General features: G+C 71.7%; 15 protein-coding genes. 8 read left to right on the top strand and 7 right to left on the bottom strand.

Annotation, left to right across the window (positions count from 1 at the left end; all coding sequences use genetic code 11):
* Positions 1 to 32: 32 nt before the first annotated feature.
* Both AOM46_RS11955 and hisC read right to left on the bottom strand, forming a co-directional pair.
* The gene (locus tag AOM46_RS11955) at positions 33 to 1,574 is read right to left on the bottom strand and encodes a cytochrome ubiquinol oxidase subunit I (RefSeq protein WP_062209618.1); all 1,542 of its coding nucleotides are present in this window, start codon (positions 1,572 to 1,574) and stop codon (positions 33 to 35) included.
* 1,350 nt (positions 1,575 to 2,924) lie between these two features.
* The gene (gene hisC, locus AOM46_RS11950; protein WP_062209615.1) at positions 2,925 to 4,064 is read right to left on the bottom strand and encodes a histidinol-phosphate transaminase; all 1,140 of its coding nucleotides are present in this window, start codon (positions 4,062 to 4,064) and stop codon (positions 2,925 to 2,927) included.
* Positions 4,065 to 4,357: 293 nt separating this feature from the next.
* On the opposite strand from hisC, the gene AOM46_RS11945 reads away from it, so the two are divergent.
* The 3 genes from AOM46_RS11945 (at position 4,358) to AOM46_RS11935 (ending at position 7,562) form a co-directional block, all read left to right on the top strand.
* Positions 4,358 to 5,482: a LacI family DNA-binding transcriptional regulator gene (locus AOM46_RS11945; protein WP_062209612.1), complete on the top strand. Its 1,125-nt coding sequence runs from the start codon at positions 4,358 to 4,360 to the stop codon at positions 5,480 to 5,482.
* A 138-nt stretch (positions 5,483 to 5,620) separates the two neighbouring features.
* Complete coding sequence (locus AOM46_RS11940; RefSeq protein WP_078856730.1) at positions 5,621 to 6,589, top strand: metallophosphoesterase; 969 nt, start codon at positions 5,621 to 5,623, stop codon at positions 6,587 to 6,589.
* A 157-nt stretch (positions 6,590 to 6,746) separates the two neighbouring features.
* Positions 6,747 to 7,562: a hypothetical protein gene (locus AOM46_RS11935; RefSeq protein ID WP_062209605.1), complete on the top strand. Its 816-nt coding sequence runs from the start codon at positions 6,747 to 6,749 to the stop codon at positions 7,560 to 7,562.
* Between the two features lie 6 nt (positions 7,563 to 7,568).
* On the opposite strand, the gene AOM46_RS11930 is transcribed toward AOM46_RS11935, so the two are convergent.
* Entirely contained in the window at positions 7,569 to 8,417 is an 849-nt protein-coding gene (locus AOM46_RS11930) for a Cof-type HAD-IIB family hydrolase (RefSeq protein WP_062209602.1), read from the bottom strand.
* 106 nt (positions 8,418 to 8,523) lie between these two features.
* On the opposite strand from AOM46_RS11930, the gene AOM46_RS11925 reads away from it, so the two are divergent.
* The 5 genes from AOM46_RS11925 to AOM46_RS11905 all read left to right on the top strand — a co-directional run bounded on the left by AOM46_RS11925 (position 8,524) and on the right by AOM46_RS11905 (position 13,172).
* Positions 8,524 to 9,486, top strand: a complete 963-nt coding sequence (locus AOM46_RS11925; protein WP_067226148.1) for an LLM class flavin-dependent oxidoreductase — start codon at positions 8,524 to 8,526, stop codon at positions 9,484 to 9,486.
* A gap of 130 nt (positions 9,487 to 9,616) precedes the next feature.
* Positions 9,617 to 10,579 carry an ABC transporter ATP-binding protein gene (locus AOM46_RS11920; protein ID WP_062210733.1) on the top strand — a complete coding sequence of 321 codons (963 nt, stop codon included), beginning with the start codon at positions 9,617 to 9,619 and terminating at the stop codon, positions 10,577 to 10,579.
* The gene (locus tag AOM46_RS11915) at positions 10,576 to 11,460 is read left to right on the top strand and encodes an ABC transporter permease (RefSeq protein WP_062209596.1); all 885 of its coding nucleotides are present in this window, start codon (positions 10,576 to 10,578) and stop codon (positions 11,458 to 11,460) included. The genes AOM46_RS11920 and AOM46_RS11915 overlap by 4 nt, the downstream gene beginning before the upstream one ends.
* Positions 11,457 to 12,374 carry an ABC transporter ATP-binding protein gene (locus tag AOM46_RS11910; RefSeq protein ID WP_062209594.1) on the top strand — a complete coding sequence of 306 codons (918 nt, stop codon included), beginning with the start codon at positions 11,457 to 11,459 and terminating at the stop codon, positions 12,372 to 12,374. The genes AOM46_RS11915 and AOM46_RS11910 overlap by 4 nt, the downstream gene beginning before the upstream one ends.
* Positions 12,375 to 12,449: 75 nt before the next feature.
* The gene (locus AOM46_RS11905) at positions 12,450 to 13,172 is read left to right on the top strand and encodes an ABC transporter permease subunit (RefSeq protein WP_062209591.1); all 723 of its coding nucleotides are present in this window, start codon (positions 12,450 to 12,452) and stop codon (positions 13,170 to 13,172) included.
* A gap of 21 nt (positions 13,173 to 13,193) precedes the next feature.
* Here the strand turns inward: AOM46_RS11905 and AOM46_RS11900 are convergent, their stop codons facing one another.
* The 4 genes from AOM46_RS11900 to pheA form a co-directional block, all read right to left on the bottom strand.
* Positions 13,194 to 15,275 (bottom strand): glycosyltransferase, encoded by a 2,082-nt coding sequence (locus tag AOM46_RS11900; protein ID WP_062209588.1) that lies wholly within the window; start codon positions 15,273 to 15,275, stop codon positions 13,194 to 13,196.
* Positions 15,276 to 15,379: 104 nt separating this feature from the next.
* Complete coding sequence (locus tag AOM46_RS11895; protein ID WP_062209585.1) at positions 15,380 to 16,231, bottom strand: HAD family hydrolase; 852 nt, start codon at positions 16,229 to 16,231, stop codon at positions 15,380 to 15,382.
* Positions 16,228 to 17,505, bottom strand: coding sequence for a serine--tRNA ligase (serS, locus tag AOM46_RS11890; protein ID WP_062209582.1), 1,278 nt, complete (start codon positions 17,503 to 17,505; stop codon positions 16,228 to 16,230). Before serS ends, AOM46_RS11895 begins: the two co-directional genes overlap by 4 nt.
* Before the next feature lie 534 nt (positions 17,506 to 18,039).
* Positions 18,040 to 18,978: a prephenate dehydratase gene (pheA, locus tag AOM46_RS11885; protein WP_062209580.1), complete on the bottom strand. Its 939-nt coding sequence runs from the start codon at positions 18,976 to 18,978 to the stop codon at positions 18,040 to 18,042.
* Between the last annotated feature and the right edge of the window lie 8 nt (positions 18,979 to 18,986).

The following is an 18,986-nucleotide window of genomic DNA, read 5'->3' as shown; positions in this document are numbered from 1 at the left end:
TCGTCAGCTCCTTTCGCGATCCATGGGGGAGGTCAGTAGGAGAAGGCCATCGGACGGTCCTCGGCATCGGCGTCCTCCGCGGCTCGGGCCCCGGGGATCGAGGGCGGCCCGCCGATCCGCGTCGGGGGATGCAGATCGGCCTCGGTCAACTCCGGTGGGCCCGCCTTGACATAGCGGATCATCAGCCGCACCTCGATCACCGCCAGCGCCCCGTAGAGGGCCGTGAAGACGATCAGCGAGGTGATCACCTCGCCCTGCGAGACACCGGGGGAGACCGCGTCGGCGGTCCTGAGTACCCCGTAGACCACCCAGGGCTGCCGCCCGGTCTCGGTGAAGATCCAGCCCCAGGCGTTGGCGATCAGCGGGAAGAGCATGGTGAGGGTGGCCACCCGCCAGTACCAGCGGGCCAGCACGCCGCTCAGCGGCAGCCGTCGGGTCAGCGCCAGCCGGGGCACCTCGTCCTCGCCGGTGCGCAGCACCGGATCGAGCAGGAACCGTCTGCGGGTGAGCCAGAGCCCGACGGCGCCGATCGCGGCCGAGGCCATGCCGAAGCCGATCATCCAGCGGAAGCTCCAGTAGGCGAGCGGGATGTTCGGCCGGTAGTCGCCGGGCCCGTACTCCTCCTGCATGGCCTCGTTGATGTCGTTGATGCCGGGCACCGGATCGGAGAAGTTGTCGTGCGCCAGGAAGGAGAGCAGGCCCGGCACCTCGATGCTGACCTTGTTGTGGCCGGCGTCCACGTCGCCGACCGCGAAGAGGGAGAACGGGGCGGGCCCCTCGGTGTCCCAGAGCGCCTCGGCGGCGGCCATCTTCATGGGCTGCTGCTCGTACATGATCTTGCCCAGCCGGTCGCCGGTCACGGCCGTGAGCAGACCGGCGGCGACCAGCGTGACCAGGCCGAGCCGCAGCGAGGTGCGCATCACCGCGATATGCCGGCGGCGCAGCAGATGGAAGGCGGCGATGCCGACCAGAAAGGCGCCACCCACCAGGAAGGCCGCCGTGATGGTGTGGGCGAACTGGGCGACGGCGGTGTTCTGCGTCAGCACGGCCACGAAGTCGGTGAGCTCGGCCCGGCCGTTCTCCTCGTTGATCCGGTAGCCGACCGGGTGCTGCATCCAGGAGTTGGCGGCCAGGATGAAGTACGCGGAGAGGATGGTGCCGACGGCGACCGTCCAGATGGTGGCCAGATGCAGCTTGGGCGGCAGCTTGTCCCAGCCGAAGATCCAGAGCCCGATGAAGGTGGACTCGAAGAAGAAGGCGATCAACGCCTCGAAGGCCAACGGCGCCCCGAAGACGTCGCCGACGAAGCGCGAGTAGTCCGACCAGTTCATGCCGAACTGGAACTCCTGCACGATGCCGGTGACCACACCCATGGCGATGTTGATCAGAAAGAGCTTGCCCCAGAACTTGGTGGCTCTGAGGTACTTCTCCTTGCCGGTACGCACCCAGGCCGTCTGCAACCCCGCCGTCAGGCTGGCCAAGGAGATGGTCAGCGGGACGAAGAGGAAGTGGTAGACGGTGGTGATACCGAACTGCCAACGGGCCAGGGTCTCCGGCGCGAGCGCGAGGTCCACGGTTCTGCTCCTCCGCTTGTGAACGTATTCACATTCACAAGCCATTATGCGCGGGGGCGCTGCGCGGCTTGACCGGGGGGTGCGCTTTTGGTGAAGATTCCGCGTTTGTGCAGGTGGCGGGGGTCGTCGGTGACGGCGCGCTGGGCGCGCGGCGGCGGCGCGCTGGGCGCGCCGCTGGGCGCCGGAGGTGGGCGGGGGTTGGGTACCTCTGCCCGCCCCCCACCCCGGCGCCCCCGCCCGGGCCGATGCCCCGGCCCGGTGGCCCCAGCCCCGGTGGGCGCGTTGCTGGGCCCGCCGGTCGACGGTTGTGTGGCCCGCAGCAGAGGTTGACGCCCTCCGGTCAGTGGCCCTGTGGCCCAGTCGGTCGTCCGGGCCGGTGGTCGGGCCCAGCGCCCAGTCCCGCGCTGGTCTGTGGCCCGGTCTCCCCGTGGTCCGGTGCCCTTCCGACGCAACGGTCGCGCCCCGGCGGCCGGCCTCCGCTGAGCGCACGGCCCGGAGGGGTGGGCAACGTCTCGGCGGTCAGCGGTCCGGCCCGGTGGCCCCAGCCCCGGTGGGCGCGTTGCTGGGCCCGCCGGTCGACGGTTGCGTGGCCCGCAGCAGGGGTTGACGCCCCCGGTCAGGGCCGGGCCTGGTGGGCAACGCCCTGGCGGCCGGTGTCGCGGTAGCCCGCCCCGGCGGCCGGCGGTCAGCATCCGCCGGGCCGGTGGGCCCGGTACCGGTCGGCTGGCGTTCCTCGGTTGGTGGCCTTGATCAGCGGTCGGTGTCCTCTGGCCGACTCCGCTGGGCGCGTGGCCCGGCGCCAGCGGTCGGTGGGTCGGCGGTTCGGCCGTTCGTGCAGGTGGTTAGCGGCCCGGTCCAGCGGCCGGCGTTCCGTGATCCGGCGTCCTCGGTCCGCGTGACGGCTGTCCGGCTCAGCGGATAGCGCCCCGGCAGCCGGCCGGTCAGCGCTCCCTGGCCAACCCGCTGGGCGCGTGGCCAGGGTCGGTGGGCCGGTGGTTCGGCCGTTCGTCCAGGTAGTTAGTGCCCCGGCGGCCCGGCCCGGGGGACACTGACCGCCGGTACCGGTCGGCTGGCGTTCCTCGGTTAGTGGCCCGGCGCCAGCGGTCGGTGGGTCGGCGGTTCGGCCGTTCGTGCAGGTAGTCAGTGGCCCGGTCCAGCGGCCGGCGTTCCGTGATTCGGCACTCTCGGTCCGCGTGACGGCTGTCCGGCTCAGCGGCCGGCGGTCAGGGTCCCCCGGGGCCGGGCCCAACGGCGCACAGGCCGGTGGCCCTGACCAGTGGTCAGCGCTCTCCGGCCGGTCCCGGTGGTTGGCGTTCCGCCCAGCGGCCAGCGGGGGGCGGTGGGCGGGGGTCAGTTCGGCTTGGCCTCAGCGGTCAGCGTCCCCGTGGCAAGTGTTCCCGCCGTGTGTAGGAGTGTGTCGTTCGCTTCGGGTTCGCCGATGGAGATGCGGACGCCCTCGCCCGGGAAGGGGCGGACGGTCACGCCGTTGGCTTCGCAGGCGGTGGCGAAGTCGGTGGTGGCGGTGCCGAGGCGGAGCCAGACGAAGTTGGCCTGGGAGTCGGGCACCGTCCAGCCCTGGGCGCGCAGTGCCTCCGTCACCCGGGAGCGTTCGTCGACCAGCGAGGCCACCCGTTCCAGCAGGGCCTCCTCGGCGCGGAGCGAGGCGACCGCCGCGTCCTGGGCGATCTGGCTGACGCCGAACGGGACCGCCGTCTTGCGGAGCGCGGCGGCCACCGGCTCGTGTGCGATCGCGAAGCCGACGCGCAGCCCGGCCAGGCCGTACGCCTTGGAGAAGGTGCGCAGCACACAGACCTGGGGCCGGTCCCGGTAGATCTCCACGCCGTCCGGCACGTCGGGATCGCGGATGAACTCGCGGTAGGCCTCGTCCAGCACCACCAGCACATCCGACGGCACCCGGTCGAGGAAGCGCAGCAACTCCGCGCGGTGGATGGGCGTTCCGGTCGGGTTGTTGGGGTTGCACAGGAAGATCAGCCGGGTGCGGTCGGTGATCGCGTCGGCCATCGCGTCGAGATCGTGCCCCTCGCCGGCCGTCAGCGGCACCTGGACGGAACGGGCGCCGGAGATCTGCACGATGATCGGATAGGCCTCGAAGGACCGCCAGGGGTAGAGGATCTCGTCGCCGGGGCCGGCCGTCGCCTGCACCAACTGCTGGGCCACGCCCACAGAGCCGGTGCCCACGGCGAGATGGCTCACCGGGACCCGCAGGCGTTCGGCCAGCTCGGCGAGCAGTTCGCCGCTGAACATGTCCGGGTAGCGGTTGAACCGCCCGGCGGCGGCGACCGCCGTCTCCAGCACCCCGGGCAGCGGGGGGTAGGGGTTCTCGTTGGACGAGAGCTTGAACGTCCTGCCAGTCGCCGCCCTGGCGCGACCGGGGACATAGGCGGGCAGCCCGTCCAACGCGGCGCGCAGCCGGGGGCCGGTGTCGGGAACAGAAGAACCGAGATCGGAGCGCTGAGAGGATGTGGTCACCCGTTCACCCTAAGGGCGGGAAGTTCGGCTGACAGTAGGGCGCTCAACGCTTGTTACGCGCCCCTGGCGAACTCCCTTGTGCGCTCCACCCGTACGGGTGAGCTGGCGCGCGTTGAAAGCTCCGGGGGTACCGCGTAACCGGGGGCGCTACCACGGGGAGCAGTGGCTGCCTGACCTCGTTGATCTTGTGATCCCAGGCGGGAGGCCCCCGTTGATCATGCAGAAACGTGTGCTCAGGGGAGGGTTCCCGGGCGTGCGACGCGCGCTGTCACCGGGCCTACCATCAGGTCGCCATGACAGCAGCGAAGCATCCGACGCCTCGGTCCAACGGTCGCCGGGCGAGTGGCCGGGCGGGCATTCGCGAAGTGGCGGCTGCCGCCGGAGTCTCGATCACCACGGTCTCCGACGCGCTCAACGGCAAGGGGCGGCTGCCGGACACCACCCGCCGGCATGTGCGGGCGATCGCCGACCGCCTCGGCTATCGGCCATCGGCCGCCGCCCGCACCCTGCGCACCGGAAAGTCGGGGCTGATCGGACTCACCGTCACCACCTACGGCGAAGAACCGTTCACCTTCACCGAGTTCGCCTACTTCGCCGAGATGGCGAGAGCCGCCACCTCGGCCGCCCTGGCCAGGGGCTACGCACTGGTGATCCTGCCCGCGGCCTCCCAGCACCGGGACTTCGACGTCTGGTCCAACGTGGCGCTCGACGGCACCGTCGTGGTCGATCCGGCGGACCATGATCCGATGGTCACCGAACTGGTCCGGCAGGGCATCCCGGTGGTCTCGGACGGCCAGCCGGGCGGCGATCTCCCGGTGACGGCCTGGGTGGACAACGACCACCAGGCCGCCGTGGCCGGGCTGCTCGACCATCTCGCCGCGGCCGGCGCCCGCCGCATCGGCCTGCTCACCGGAACGAGCACCGACACCTACACCCGGCTCTCCACCACTGCCTACCTCAACTGGTGCGAACGCAACGGCCAGGAGCCCGTCTACGAGGCATACCCCGCGCACGACCCCTGCGCCGGGGCGATGGCCGCCGACCGGCTGCTGGCCAGACCCGACCGGCCCGACGCGGTCTACGGCCTCTTCGACCCCAACGGAACCGATCTGCTGGCCGCCGCGCGCCGCTACGGGCTGCGGGTCCCGGAGGATCTGCTGCTGGTGTGCTGCAGCGAGTCCACCGTCTACGCGGCGACGGAGCCGCCGGTCACCACTCTCTCCCTGCAACCCGGCCGCATCGGGACGGCCGTGATCGAGCTGCTCATCGACGCCATCGAGGGCGGCGAAGGCCGAAACTACGGCCATCAGTTGATGCCAACCGAACTGCTGGTGCGCGCGTCCTCCCTGCCAGGAGGGCGCCGCACGGACCGCACCACTGTGGCAGCCCCCCGCAAGCCCCCTGCCGTCGAACGGTAGTTTCGGGTAAACAGTTAGCGGCCTGCCAACGGTCTCCCCCAGGTGTGTCACAACCGGCCACCGGGATTCCTATGATGGGCGAACGGCATTGGGGATCCGGCACGATCGGCCGGGTCCCGCAGGTGGAGGCGGCGCGCAGTGGTGGAGGGGTCGATGACTCAGGGGGCCGACCAGGGGCCGACGGCAGGGCGAGGCACGCTCCCGGGCGAGGCCGAGACGCCTCCGGACCTCTACACGCCGACGTTGCCCGACATCCCGGTCATGGAGGGCGGCGTCGGCCCCCTCTATGTGGTGGGCGATGTGCACGGCTATCTGGACGAGCTGCGCGCCGCGCTGCGCGACGCCGGGCTGACCGACGCCGAGGACCGCTGGGCCGCGGGCAACGCCAGGCTGTGGTTCCTCGGCGACTTCACCGACCGGGGCCCGGACGGCGTCGGGGTCCTGGATCTGGTGATGCGGCTCTCCGCCGAGGCGGCCGCGGCCGGCGGGTACTGCAAGGCGCTGCTGGGCAACCACGAGCTGCTGCTGATCGGCGCCCGCAAGTTCGCCGACACCCCCGTCGACTCCGCCGCCGGCACCGCTTCCTTCCAGGCCGCCTGGCTGCTCAACGGCGGTCAGCGCACCGACATGGAGCGGCTGCGGGACCATCACATCCAGTGGATGTCCCGGCTGGACTCGATGGCGGTGGCCGACGGCCATCTGCTGGTGCACTCGGACACCACGTCCTATCTCGACTACGGCGGGACCGTCGACGACGTCAACGACGCCATCTGGCAGGCGCTGCAGCGCAACGATGTCGCGGAGACCTGGGAGCTGTTCCGCAAGTTCACCAAGCGGTTCGCCTTCCGCGACGAGGACGGTGTGGAGAACGCGCAGGAGCTGCTCGACACCTTCGGCGGCCGGCGGGTGGTCCACGGGCACAGCCCCATTCCCTATCTGACCGGCGAGAACGGCGCGACGGAGAGCGATCAGGACGGCGCCGACGGGCCGGCGGCGCCCCGTGTCGAGGGTCCCTATGTCTATGCCGACACGTTGGCGATCGCGATGGACGGTGGCGTGACCATGGCCGGAAAGCTGCTGGTCGCGCGTCTTCCGCTGGCCGCCTGACGGCCCGCGTCGCCCGGTCCCGGCGGGGGTGGGATGCGGCGATAGTCGGGTGGAGGGGTGCGAACTCCGGGTATGTCCTGTCCGGAAACGTGTGTCGCCCTTTACCATCGTGGTCCTTGTTCTCCAGCTCTCTGGCTGAGTGCATCTGGGGGCGCCTGTGAACAGCCCAGCCGAACTGCCGTCCACGGACCGTGTCGAGGTCGAGCGGGTGCTCGACGAGGCGCTGCGTGCTGCCCGGACGGCCACCGGGGCCGGTCCCGAGCGGATGGCCCGGCTGCGCGAGTTGGTGGTCGACGCGCTGCCCGACATCCTGCGCACCGCCGAGCCGCAGTACCTGCGGTTCGCCGCGCTCCGCGACGAGCTGCGCGAGGCGCAGCTGCGGGAGGGATCGGCCGGCCCGCAGCCGGCGGGGGGCGGCGCGCGCGCCGGGCGTGCCGGATCCGGCACGCTGCTGGTCGCGTTCGCGTTGATCCCGGTGTTGGCCGGAGTCAGCGGTCTGGTCTTCCTGTTGCTCGGCTACGCGCTGCGCCTGGCCAGTCCCGAGCCCTCGTTGGCCGCGCCGATGCGCACCGTTGGCTGGGCCTTCGCGCTGGTGGCCGCCGGGGGCGCGTTGGTCGCCGCCGGTGCCCTGGTGGTGGCGGCGGTGCGCAACGGCGCCACCTCGATCCGGGCCTCGGGGGCGCCGGGCGGGGCGGTGCTCTTCGAGCGGGTGGCCAGGGCCCGCGCCGACTGGCGTCGGGCGCTGTTGGACGAGGGCATCAACCCGTTTCTGCGCGGCGAGTTGGCCGACGCCTGGCCGGCCGACGGACGGGCGGCCCAACCCCGCTATTCCAGCCCGCACTTCAGCAGTCCCGAGTTCTCCAGCCCGGCCAACGAGCGGAAGCGCGCCGGCGGGGGCCCGGCCGTCGGGCATCCGGACTTCGCCAGCCCGGACTTCACCGGGCCGGCCGAGGGCGGCGCCGACCGTCCCTGAGCCCGGTCAGCCGCGCCCGGCCAGCAGGCGTTCGACGACCTGCGCGACCCCGTCGTCCTCGTTGCTCGCGGTGTGCCGGTCGACGGCGGCCAGCACCGCCGGATGCGCGTTGGCCATGGCGTAGCCGGTGCCGGCCCAGGACAGCATCTCCAGGTCGTTGGGCATATCGCCGAAGGCCACCACCCTGGCCGGGTCGATGCCGGCGCGGGCGCAACGGAGCGCCAGCGTGCTGGCCTTGCTCACGCCGGGGGCGCTGATCTCCAGCAGGGCGTCCGGGCTTGATCTGGTGGTGCTGGCCCACCGGTCGGTGTGCTCCCTGGCCAGGGCGAGAAAGGCGTCGGGGTCCAGGGAGTCGTGGTGGGCGAGGAGTTTGAGCACCGGCGCGCCCCGGTAGGCGGCGCCCTCGGCCAGCAGCTTCTCCACCGGCGCCACCTCGATCGCCGGGTCCATCTTCAGCGGCGGATAGCCGGGCTCCTGGTGGATGCCGACGGTGCGTTCCACGGCGAACGAGACGCCGGGGGCGGCGACCCGCAGCGCGTGCACCACGGCCAGCGCGTTCTCCCTGGGCAACGGGCGTACCTCGACGAGCTGTCCGCCGTTGCGCAGGTCGACCACCGCCGCGCCGTTGCCGCAGAGGGCCAGCCCCTGACCGTGCAGATGCTCGGCGACCACGCCCATCCAGCGGGCCGGGCGCCCGGTGGCGAACACCACCTCGATGCCGGCCGCGTGGGCGGCGGCCAGGGCGGCCGAGGTGCGGGCGGAGACCGTGTGGTCGTTCCGCAGGAGAGTGCCGTCGAGATCGGAAACGATCAACTGGGGAAGGGGCGGGGGCGCGAGTTGTTCTGGCACAGTCACCCAGCATATGCGCGCACATCCGCGCGGTGACTCTCACGTCTGTGAGCCGGTCGTCCTTGCGGGGAAGCGGCGCGAGGCCGCCCGCCAAGGGCCTACCCTGCTGCCCATGGCTGTTTCCCCCGAGCCTCCGCTGCGGCTTTCCACTGTGATCCTCCCCGTCCACCGCTGGTCCCAGGGTGGGCGCCAAAACTGGGAGCGGGCCGAGGAGTTGGGCTTTCACACCGCCTACACCTATGACCATCTCTCCTGGCGCGGCTTCCGCGACAGGACATGGTTCGGCGCCCTGCCCACCCTCACCGCGGCGGCCACCGCCACCGAGCGGCTGCGGCTCGGCACCCTGGTCACCTCGCCCAACTTCCGCCATCCCGTCCCGCTGGCCAAGGAGTTGCTCAGCCTCGACGACATCTCCGAGGGCAGGCTCACCCTGGGCATCGGCGCGGGCGGCAGCGGATTCGACGCCACCGTGCTGGGCAACGACGCCTGGTCCCCCAGGGAGCGCGCGGACCGGTTCGCCGAGTTCCTGCGGCTGCTGGACCGGCTGCTCAGCCAGGGCGGCTGGGACGGCGATCCGGCCGCCGGCGCCCCCGGCGTCTCCTACCGTGGCGACTTCTACTCGGCGCACGAGGTGCGCACCTACCCCGGCTGTACGCAGCGGCCCCGGCTGCCGTTCGCGGTGGCGGCCACCGGGCCGCGTGGCATGCGGCTGGCCGCCCAGCACGGCCGGGCCTGGGTGACGACGGGCGACCCCAGGACCCTCGGCGTCGACGCCGCAGCCGCCGGCTTCCGGGCCGGCCTCGCCCGGCAGCTGGAGCGGCTGGACGGCGTCTGCGAGGACATCGGGCGCGAACCGAGCAGCCTGCACCGGGTGCTGTTGGACTCCAGCGACACCCCCAGCGGCATCGGCACGCTGGACTCGGTCGACGCCTTTGTCGACCACGCGGGCCATCTGATCGATCTCGGTTTCGACGAGCTGGTGGTGCACTGGCCGATCGGGGATTCGGTGTTCGCGAGCGACCCTGAGACCTTCGAGCGCATCGCGCTGGAGGGGTTGTCCCAGCTCAAGGCATGAGCGGTCGTCCCGGAGGAGGGGGGCCACCCCCCTCCGTGGCCTGACCGGGCCCCTAGGGGCCCGCCCGTGGAATGGCGACCGAAGGTTGACGCGCACGACCTTGGTCGCCGTTAGTGTCCTTCGGGTGAGCGTGATACAGACCAACGGCTTGACCAAGCGGTATCCACGGGTAACCGCCTTGGACGGCCTGACCATCGATATCCAGCCGGGGGTTACCGGCCTGGTCGGGGCCAATGGCGCGGGCAAGTCCACCCTGATCAAGATCCTGTTGGGCCTGGCGCCGGCCACCGAGGGCACCGCGAGCGTCCTCGGCCACGACTCGGCACGGGAGGGGCCGGCGATCCGGGCGCAGGTGGGCTATATGCCCGAGCACGACTGCCTGCCGCCCGATGTCAGCGCCACCGAGTTCGTGGTGCACATGGCCGGCATGTCCGGTCTGCCGCGCACCTCGGCCAGGGAGCGCACCGCCGACACCCTGCGGCATGTGGGGCTCTACGAGGAGCGCTACCGCCCCATGGGCGGCTACTCCACGGGCATGAAGCAGCGGGTCAAGCTCGCCCAGGCATTGGTGCACGACCCCAGGCTGGTGCTGCTCGACGAGCCGACCAACGGCCTCGACCCGGTCGGACGGGACGAGATGCTCGGCCTGATCCGACGCATCCACAGCGACTTCGGGATCTCCGTTCTCGTCACCTCCCACCTGCTGGGGGAGCTGGAACGCACCAGCGACCACATCGTGGTGATCGACGGCGGCCGGCTGCTCCGTTCGCAGACCACGGCCAGCTTCATCGAGGCGACGGCCTCCCTCACCGTCGAGGTCACCGACACCGAGGCCCATCCGGACGGGGCCGCCGCGCTCCGGGCCGCGCTCGCCGAGGCCGGCCTCACCGCCGCGCCGGCGCCGGGACACCAGCTCGTCCTGGAGATCACGGACGAGCGGGTCTACGACACCGTCCGGGACACCGTCGCCGATCTCGGCCTCGGTCTGGTCCGGATGGAGCAGGGCCGGCACGAGATAGCCGAGGTCTTCCGCCCCAACACCGCCGACAGCGCAGCGCCCCAGGCCGGCGCCGGCGCGGAGGTCACGCCATGAGCAGCGGCACGGACGCCCGCATCCACAACATCGGGTACCGCAACTACGAGGGCGAACGCCAGGGCGCCCGCTATGCCAGGCGGGTGCTGTTCACCCACTCGTTGCGCGGCGCCTTCGGTCTCGGCCGCTCGGCGCGCTCCAAGGTGCTGCCGATGGGCCTGTTCGGCATCATGACGATCCCCGCGATCGTGATCGTCGCCGTCGCCGCGTTCGTCGGCATCGACGAACTGCCCATCGAGTACACCCAGTACGCGATCTTCATGCAGCCCATCGTGGGCCTCTACATCGCGCTGGCCGCGCCGCAGATGGTCTCGCTCGACCTGCGGTTCAAGGTCACCCCGCTGTACTTCTCCCGCCCCATCGAGCGCTCCGACTACGTGCTCGCCAAGTTCGCCGCGCTGAGCGCCGCGCTCTTCCTCTTCTGCGGGCTGCCCCTGGTACTGGCCTATATCGGCGGGCTGTTGGCGGAGCTGGGCTTTGTGGAGCAGACCAAGGGCTTCGGCCAGGGCCTGCTGATCACGACGGTCTTCGCGCTGCTGCACGCCGCGCTCGGCCTGCTGATCGCCAGCCTCACCCCGCGCCGGGGCTTCGGCGTGGCCGCCGTGATCGGCGCGCTGACCGTGCCCTACTTCGCCGCCACCGCGCTGCAGGCGGTCGCCTGGGAGTCGGACAACCCGGACCCCATCGGCTGGTTGGGCCTGCTGTCGCCCGGCACGATGATCGACGGCATCCAGTCCGCCTTCCTCGGCGGCACCTCCGGCTTCCCCGGCGAGCAGCCGCCGAGCGACGCCGCCGGGCTCGCCCTGCTGCTGGCGGCCGCCGCCACCACCGCCGTCTGCTATCTGCTGCTGGGGCGCCGCTACCGAAAGGCCGGACTGTGACCACCCTCCATATCGGCAACGCCTCCCGCTGGTTCGGGAACGTGGTCGCCGTCAACGACATCAGCATGGCCATCGGCCCCGGCGTCACCGGCCTGCTCGGGCCCAACGGCGCCGGCAAGTCCACCCTGATCAACATGATGAGCGGCTTCCTGGCCCCCTCGGCCGGCACGGTCACGCTGGACGACCGGCCGATCTGGCGCAACGCCGAGGTCTATCGGCAGATCGGCCTGGTCCCCGAGCGCGAGGGGATGTACGACTACCTCACCGGCGGCGAGTTCGTGCTGGCCAACGCCGAACTGCACGGACTGCCCGACCCGCCGGCCGCCGCCAGGGAGGCCCTGGAGACGGTCGAGATGACGCATGCGGCCGACCGCCGCATCGGCACCTACAGCAAGGGGATGCGGCAGCGCGTCAAGATGGCGTCCGCGCTGGTGCACCATCCGACGGTGCTGCTGCTGGACGAGCCGTTCAACGGCATGGACCCGCGCCAGCGGATGCAGCTGATGGACCTGCTGGCCAGGATGGGCGAGGAGGGCCGCACGGTGCTGTTCTCCTCCCACATCCTGGAGGAGGTCGAGCAACTGGCCAGCCATATCGAGGTGATCGTCGCGGGCCGGCACGCGGCCTCGGGGGACTTCCGCAAGATCCGGCGGCTGATGACGGACCGCCCGCACCGCTATCTGATCCGCTCCAGCGACAACCGCGCGCTGGCCGCCGGGCTGATCGCGGACGCCTCCACCACCGGCGTCGAGGTGGACGAGGCCGAGGGCGCGCTGCGCGTCGAGGCGGTCGACTTCCTCCGCTTCACGGAACGGCTGCCCCTGCTCGCCAGGGAGCGCGGCGTCCGGCTGCTGACCGTCGCGCCCTCGGACGAATCCCTCGAAAGCGTCTTCTCCTATCTGGTCGGGGCGTAGCCATGAGTCGGCACAGAGTCGTTGACCGGCACGGAGCCGTTGACCGGTGCACAGCCGTTAAGGAGCCCCACCGCGATGTATAACCACACCGTCGCCCGGCTCACCTACCGGGCCCTGCTCGGTCGCCGCCGGGTGTTGATCCTGATCGCCCTGCCCGCGCTGCTGCTGGCCATCGCCGGCGCCGTCCGCGGCTTCGGCGGGGCCGACGACAGCTCGACCGTCGAAGTGCTGGGCGGCTTCGCCCTGGCCTCGATGGTCCCGCTGATCGGGGTGGTCGCCGGCACCGGGGCCATCGCCCCGGAGATCGACGACGGCTCGATCGTCTATCTGCTCGCCAAGCCGCTGTCCAGGCGCACCATCATCTTCACCAAGCTGGTGGTCGCCGTCGCGGTCACCGTGGCCTTCACCACCGCGCCGATCCTGCTCGCTGGGCTGATCCTCAACGGCAACAGCCAGCAGATCGCCTCCGCCTACACGGTGGCCGCCGCCGTCGCGGCCGTCGCCTACAGCGCCATCTTCCTGCTGCTGGGCACGGTCTCCAGGAACGCCGTGGTGTTCGGCCTGATCTACGCGCTGGTCTGGGAGGCCCTGCTCGGCAGCACCCTGCCGGGGGTGCGGGTGCTCAGCGTCCAACAGTGGTCGCTGGCCCTGGCCGAGGGGATAGCCGCCAGCGGCTCGGACGTCACATCCGATGTGGCGCTCCCCCTCGCCGCCGTGCTGCTGGTGTCCGCCACGGTGCTCGGCACCTGGTACGCCGGCCGCCGGCTCGCCGCCCTGACCGTCACCGGCGACGCGTAGTCGCCGGCGGCCGGCCCCCGGTCAGGGGGTCGGCTCGTCGGTCACGGTCAGCGCCAGATCGTGGTCGGCCGTGAAACGCACCCGGGCCCGAACGGGCCCGCGTTCCGGGTGCGTCAGCTCCGCCGCGGGGAAGTAGTCCGAGGCCCGCCGGTCGAACGTGTCACCGCCGACGCGGGCGAGCGGCGCCGAGTCGCCGTCCGGCGAGCGCAGCACCAGCCGCCAGTCCGTCCGGGGCGCGGCATGCGCCGCCACCGCCTCCGCCAGCGGGATCCGCAGCCGCACGCGGCCGCCGGCGCCGGCCACGCCGTCAGGGGTTCGCCCCAACGTCCAGTCGTGCCCGCCGTGTTCGCCCAGCCCCTCGGCATGCGCCGTCCAGCCGCCCGCGTCGATCCGGCGAGGGCCCATCAGCCGTGCCGAGACGGTCACCTCGGACTCCCCCAGCAGCACCTCGTCGACCTCCGCGTGCGCCGGGCGCAGCCAGCAGCGCAGCGTGAGGTTCCCGTCCTTGGTGCGGTAGGGGATCCACGACGAGACGCCGCCCGCCACCAGCCGGGGCGGCAGGCCGAGCAGCCGCGCCGACCGCGCCTGCTCGCCGACCATCCGCAGCCGCCGCCCGGAGCGCCGTCCGACGAAGAAGTCCCAGCGGCCCTCGGCCAGTTCCAGCTCGCCCGGGCCGAGCCTCGTCTCGACGAGCCGCTGGCCACGCGCCTTCGGCAGCGGCACCGTGATCTCCCGCCCCAGCGGATCGTGCCGCAGCCGCAACGTCAGCTCCAACTCGCCCTTGGGCAGCGATGCCGGGTCAAGCGCGACGCGCAGCCCACCGTCCGCCTCGCTCTCCCCGTACCCACGGGGCCGGCCCTCGGGCGGCGGCGACGAGCGCAGCGCGCGCAGCAGCCCGCCCAGCCGCCCGCCCCGCGCCCCCGGCGGCGGAACGGCGCCGGCGGTCGAGGCGCCCGGCGCCAGCTCCCGGAACAACTCCTCGTAGCGACGGGCGATCGCCGGCGGTTCGTAGGCGGCGGCCGACTCCCGGCCCCGCGCCGCCAGCCGGCGCCGCGTCCCCTCGTCCGCGAGCAGCGGGCGCAGCGCCTCGGCCAGCGCCTTGCTGCCGCCCTCCAGCGGGGACAGCACCCCGTTCTCCCCGTCGGTGATGATCTCCCCGGGACCGTGCGGGCAGTCGGTCGCCACCACCGGGACCCCGCACTGCATGGCCTCCACGATGGTCAGCCCGAAGGACTCCGCGTCCGACGAGACGGCCGCCACCGCGCCCTTGGCCCACTCCGTCTCGATCGGCGACGCCGCGCCCATCAACCGCGCCCGGTTGTGCAGTCCGTGGTACGCGATACGCTCCCGCAGCCGGTCGCGCTCCGTGCCGCGACCGTAGACGCGCAGCTCCCAGTCGGGGAACTCCGGCGCCAACTCGGCGAACGCGTCGATCAGTCGGTCGTAACGCTTCACCCGGGCCAACCGGCCGGCCGCCACGATCATCCTGGAGTCGCCGGTGGACAGGGGCACCGTCGGGGCGGGCGAACAGTTGGGCACGCACCGCACCTTGGCGCCGTGCTCCCCCAGCACCGAGGCGTATCTGGCGGTGTCGGCGGCCGAGACACAGACCAGCGCGTCCAACTCCCGAACCGCCGCCAACTGCACCTTTCTGGCCGCCGGCAGCCGGGTGTCGTACGTCATGTGCTCCTGCGCCACCCGGAGATAGCGCGACTGGCCGAGACGCGCCAGATAGGCGTTCAACACCGGCCGCGTGCCCACCACCACATCCGCGTCCACCCGCGCCAGGAAGTCCCCCAACCTCTGGTCGCTGAGTACGGACGGCGCCACCTTGCCGTAGTTCATCGGCAGATCGGCGAACACCTCGCTGGGCCGCTCCGCGACCGGCCCCTGCCCCTCGGCATCGCGCGCCCCCTCGCGCAGGTCGATCAGCGGGGTGATCCGCACCCTCGGGTCGAACCGCAGACTCGGCGTCCTGCGGGAGCGGTAGAGACTGGCGATCCGCACGGTGTGCCGATCGGCCAGCGACGCCGTGAGATTGGCGACGGACCGAATGGTCCCGCCGATCCCATAGGCGTTGTTGAGCAGAAAAACGACCTTCACAAGCCCCCCCCAGGGGTGAACACGGCTCCGCTACTGCGCGTTCGACGGTGCTTGACACCTGCCGGTTCCCAGGCCAGAGCCCCTTCCCGGGCCCGGCGCGTGGGCTACGAGGTCGGGAGGAGCAGCCTTTCGAGGACCAGCGCGACGCCGTCCGCGTCGTTGCCGAGGGTCACCTCGTCGGCGATCTCCTTGACGGCGGGGTGCGCGTTGGCCATGGCCACGCCGTGCGCGGCCCAGTCCAACATGGCGACATCGTTGGGCATATCGCCGAAGGCGATCGTCTCGGCGGCCCTGGTGCCCAGCCGGCGGGCGGCCAGCGAGAGGCCCCTGGCCTTGTCGAGCCCCAGTGGCAGCACCTCGACCAGATCCTCGCCGGAGACGGTCAGGCTCACCAGGCCGCCTACCTCCTCCAGCGCGGCCGCCGCCAACGCGTCGTCGCCCAGCGTGGGATGGCGCAGATACAGCTTGATGAGGGGTTCGGCGAAGAGGACGGAGCGGTCTCCGACCGGCCAGGGATCGCGGCCCGGATCCTCCCGGAAGCCCCGGCCCGGGCTGGCGCGGAACCGTTCGTCCAGGATCACCTCGCCGGCCAGCCCGTCCCGGTTGGCCGCCACCGCGAGCGGGCCCAGGGCCGCCTCCAGCTTGGCGACCACCGTCTGCGCCAGGAAGCGGTCGAGGGTGACCGAGGTGAGGATTCGTTCCTCGCCCGCGTGGTAGAGCTGGGCGCCCTGGCCGCAGACGGCCAACCCCCGGTAGCCGAGGTCCCGCAGGATGTCCCTGGTCCACGCGACGCTGCGGCCCGTCGCCACCACATGGTGGGCGCCGGCCTCCCGCACGGCGCGCAGCGCTTCCCTGGTGCGCGGCGACACCGTCTTGTCGCCGCGCAGCAGCGTGCCGTCCAGATCGGTGGCTATCAGCCGATAGGGGAGGACGCCCGTGGAACCCGGTCGGGTCATGCCGCGACCGGCTCAAGCACCTCGCGACCGCCGAGGAACGGCCGCAGCGCCTCGGGCACCCGCACCGAGCCGTCCGCCAGCTGGTGGTTCTCCAGCAGCGCCACGATGGTGCGGGACACCGCGCAGAGCGTGCCGTTGAGGGTGGCCACCGGGCGGGTCCTGCCGTCCTCGCGCATCCGCACCTGGAGCCGACGCGCCTGGAACTCCGTGCAGTTGGAGGTGGACGTCAGCTCGCGATAGCGGCCCTGCGTCGGCAGCCAGGCCTCGCAGTCGTACTTGCGGCTGGCGGAGGCGCCGAGATCGCCGCTGGCCACGTCGATCACCCGGAACGGCAGCTCAAGGGCGGTCAGCCACTGCTTCTCCCAGGCCAGCAGCCGCTCCAGCTCGTTCTCCGCCTCCTCGGGGGCGACAAAGGAGAACATCTCGACCTTGGTGAACTGGTGGACGCGGAAGATGCCCCTGGTGTCCTTGCCGTAGGAGCCGGCCTCGCGCCGGAAGCAGGGCGAGATGCCGGCGTAGCGCAGCGGCAGCCGGTCCGCCTCGATGATCTCGTCCAGGTGGTAGGCGGCCAACGGGACCTCGGAGGTGCCGACCAGGTAGTAGTCGTCCTCGGCGAGGTGGTAGACGCCGTCGGCGGCCTGGCCCAGGAAGCCGGTGCCCTCCATGGCGCGCGGCCTGACCAGCGCCGGCGTCACCATGGGGACGAGCCCGGCGGCCGTGGCCTGCGCGACCGCCGCGTTGACCAGGGCCAGCTCCAACAGCGCGCCCACGCCGGTCAGATAGGCGAAGCGCGCGCCCGAGACCTTGGCGGCCCGCTCGGTGTCGATGGCGCCCAGCGCCTGACCCAGCTCAAGGTGGTCCTTGGGGGTGAACCCCTCGGCCTCGAAGTCCCTGATCTCGCCATGGGTCTCGCGGACCGTGAAGTCGTCCTCGCCGCCCACCGGGACGTCCGGGTGCACGACGTTGGAGAGCTTGAGCAGCAGCTCGCCGGCCTCGGCGTTCGCCGTCTCGCGTTCGGCGTCGGCCGCCTTGACCGCCTGGGACAACTCGCCGGCGCGGGCGAGCAGTTCGGTCTTCTCCTCGCCCTGCGCGCGGGGGATAAGCTTGCCCAGCCGCTTCTGCTCGGCGCGCAGCTCGTCGAAGCGGGTGCCGGACGACCTTCGCCGCTCGTCGGCGGACAGCAGACTGTCCACCAGGCCGACGTCTTCGCCACGGGCGCGCTGCGAGGCGCGCAGGAGGTCGGGGTTCTCTCGGAGCAGTCGAAGGTCAATCACGCAGACAGGCTACCGGGGCACCCCCTCCGGTGTGGAAACGGAAAAGACGGGGCCGGCAGCCGCGGAGAGCGGGCGGGCTATTTGGCCCGATATGCGAGGCAAGCGGAGAAAATCGAGAGCCCCCGGGTCGGCTCCCCGGCGACCGTTCGCGGGCGTTGTTCCGTCGGTCGTCCACGGAAACCGATCAAGTTATCCACAGGCTGACGGGCCCGCCTGTGGATGACCTGGGGACGGCCGGCCACCCCGGTCGGTGCGCGGCGGATAATTCCCCGGGCAAACCTCGCGCACACGCACTTCCGGGGGAATCTACGAGAATCTATGGGAAACTTACTCGCCCTCAGGAGTTATTCGGCGCGATTCGGGTGACGAAAGTCGGTCCATTACCCCTTGGGGGATGTGGCCGTCAAGATCCGCATATGCGGCTAATGCCCGATTCCTCGGGCGGGGCTTCGTATCGACTTATACACAGCCACCGCGGGTGGCCTGTGGATAACCCCGTGCACAGTCCACAGGCCAGGGACGGTGCCCTCGCCGTCAGTCGGGGCCCGGACGCCCGTCCAGGCACCGGGTCAGCCAGTCGGCGGCGTTCAGGAAGTCCTCGTCCGAGGTGCCGGCCACCACATTCGGCCCCAGCTGGTCCGCGCGGGGATAGGAACCCAGAAAGCGCACATCCGAGCAGAGCCGCCGCAGACCCATCAGGGCCTCGCCCACCCTGCGGTCCCCGATATGCCCCTCGCAGTCCACCGAGAAGCAGTACTGACCGATGCCCTTGCCCGTGGGACGCGACTCGATGCGGGTCAAGTTGACCCCGCACGTCGCGAACTCCTGGAGCACTTCGAGCAGCGCGCCCGGATGGTCCTGATGCAGCCAGAGGACCACGGACGTCTTGTCCGCGCCGGTCGGCGCCGCCGGCCGGGCCGGCCGGCCGACCAGAACGAAACGGGTGGTCGCGTTCTCCGCGTCATGGATGTCGGTGACCAGCGGCGTCAACCCGTAGGTCGCCGCCGCGAACTCGCCGGCGAACGCCGCGTCGAAGCGTTCCTCCCGCACCAGCCGCGCCCCGTCCGCGTTGGACGCGGCCGACTCCCAGACCGCGTTCGGCAGATGCCGCGCCAGCCAGTTCCGCACCTGGGGCTGGGCCACCGGATGGCCGGTGACCGTCTTCACCTCGTCGAGCGAGGTGCCCGGCCGCACCAGCAGGGCAAACGCGATGGGCAGCAGCACCTCGCGGTAGATCATCAACGGCCGGCCGTTGGCCAGTTCGTCCACCGTGGCGGAGACGCCGCCCTCCACCGAGTTCTCGATCGGCACCAGCGAACCTGCGGCCTCACCACCGCGCACCGCGTCCAACGCCGCCGGCACCGAGATCATCGGCACCAGTGACCGGGTCGCCGCCTCGGGCAGGGTGCGCAGGGCGGCCTCGGTGAACGTGCCCTCGGGACCGAGGTAGGTGTAGCGGCTCGCAGAAGTCATGACGGTCA

This window comes from Streptomyces sp. NBRC 109706 (assembly GCF_000974485.1).
Lineage (GTDB): Bacteria > Actinomycetota > Actinomycetes > Streptomycetales > Streptomycetaceae > Streptomyces.
This window is presented reverse-complemented; position numbering and strand designations above follow the sequence as displayed.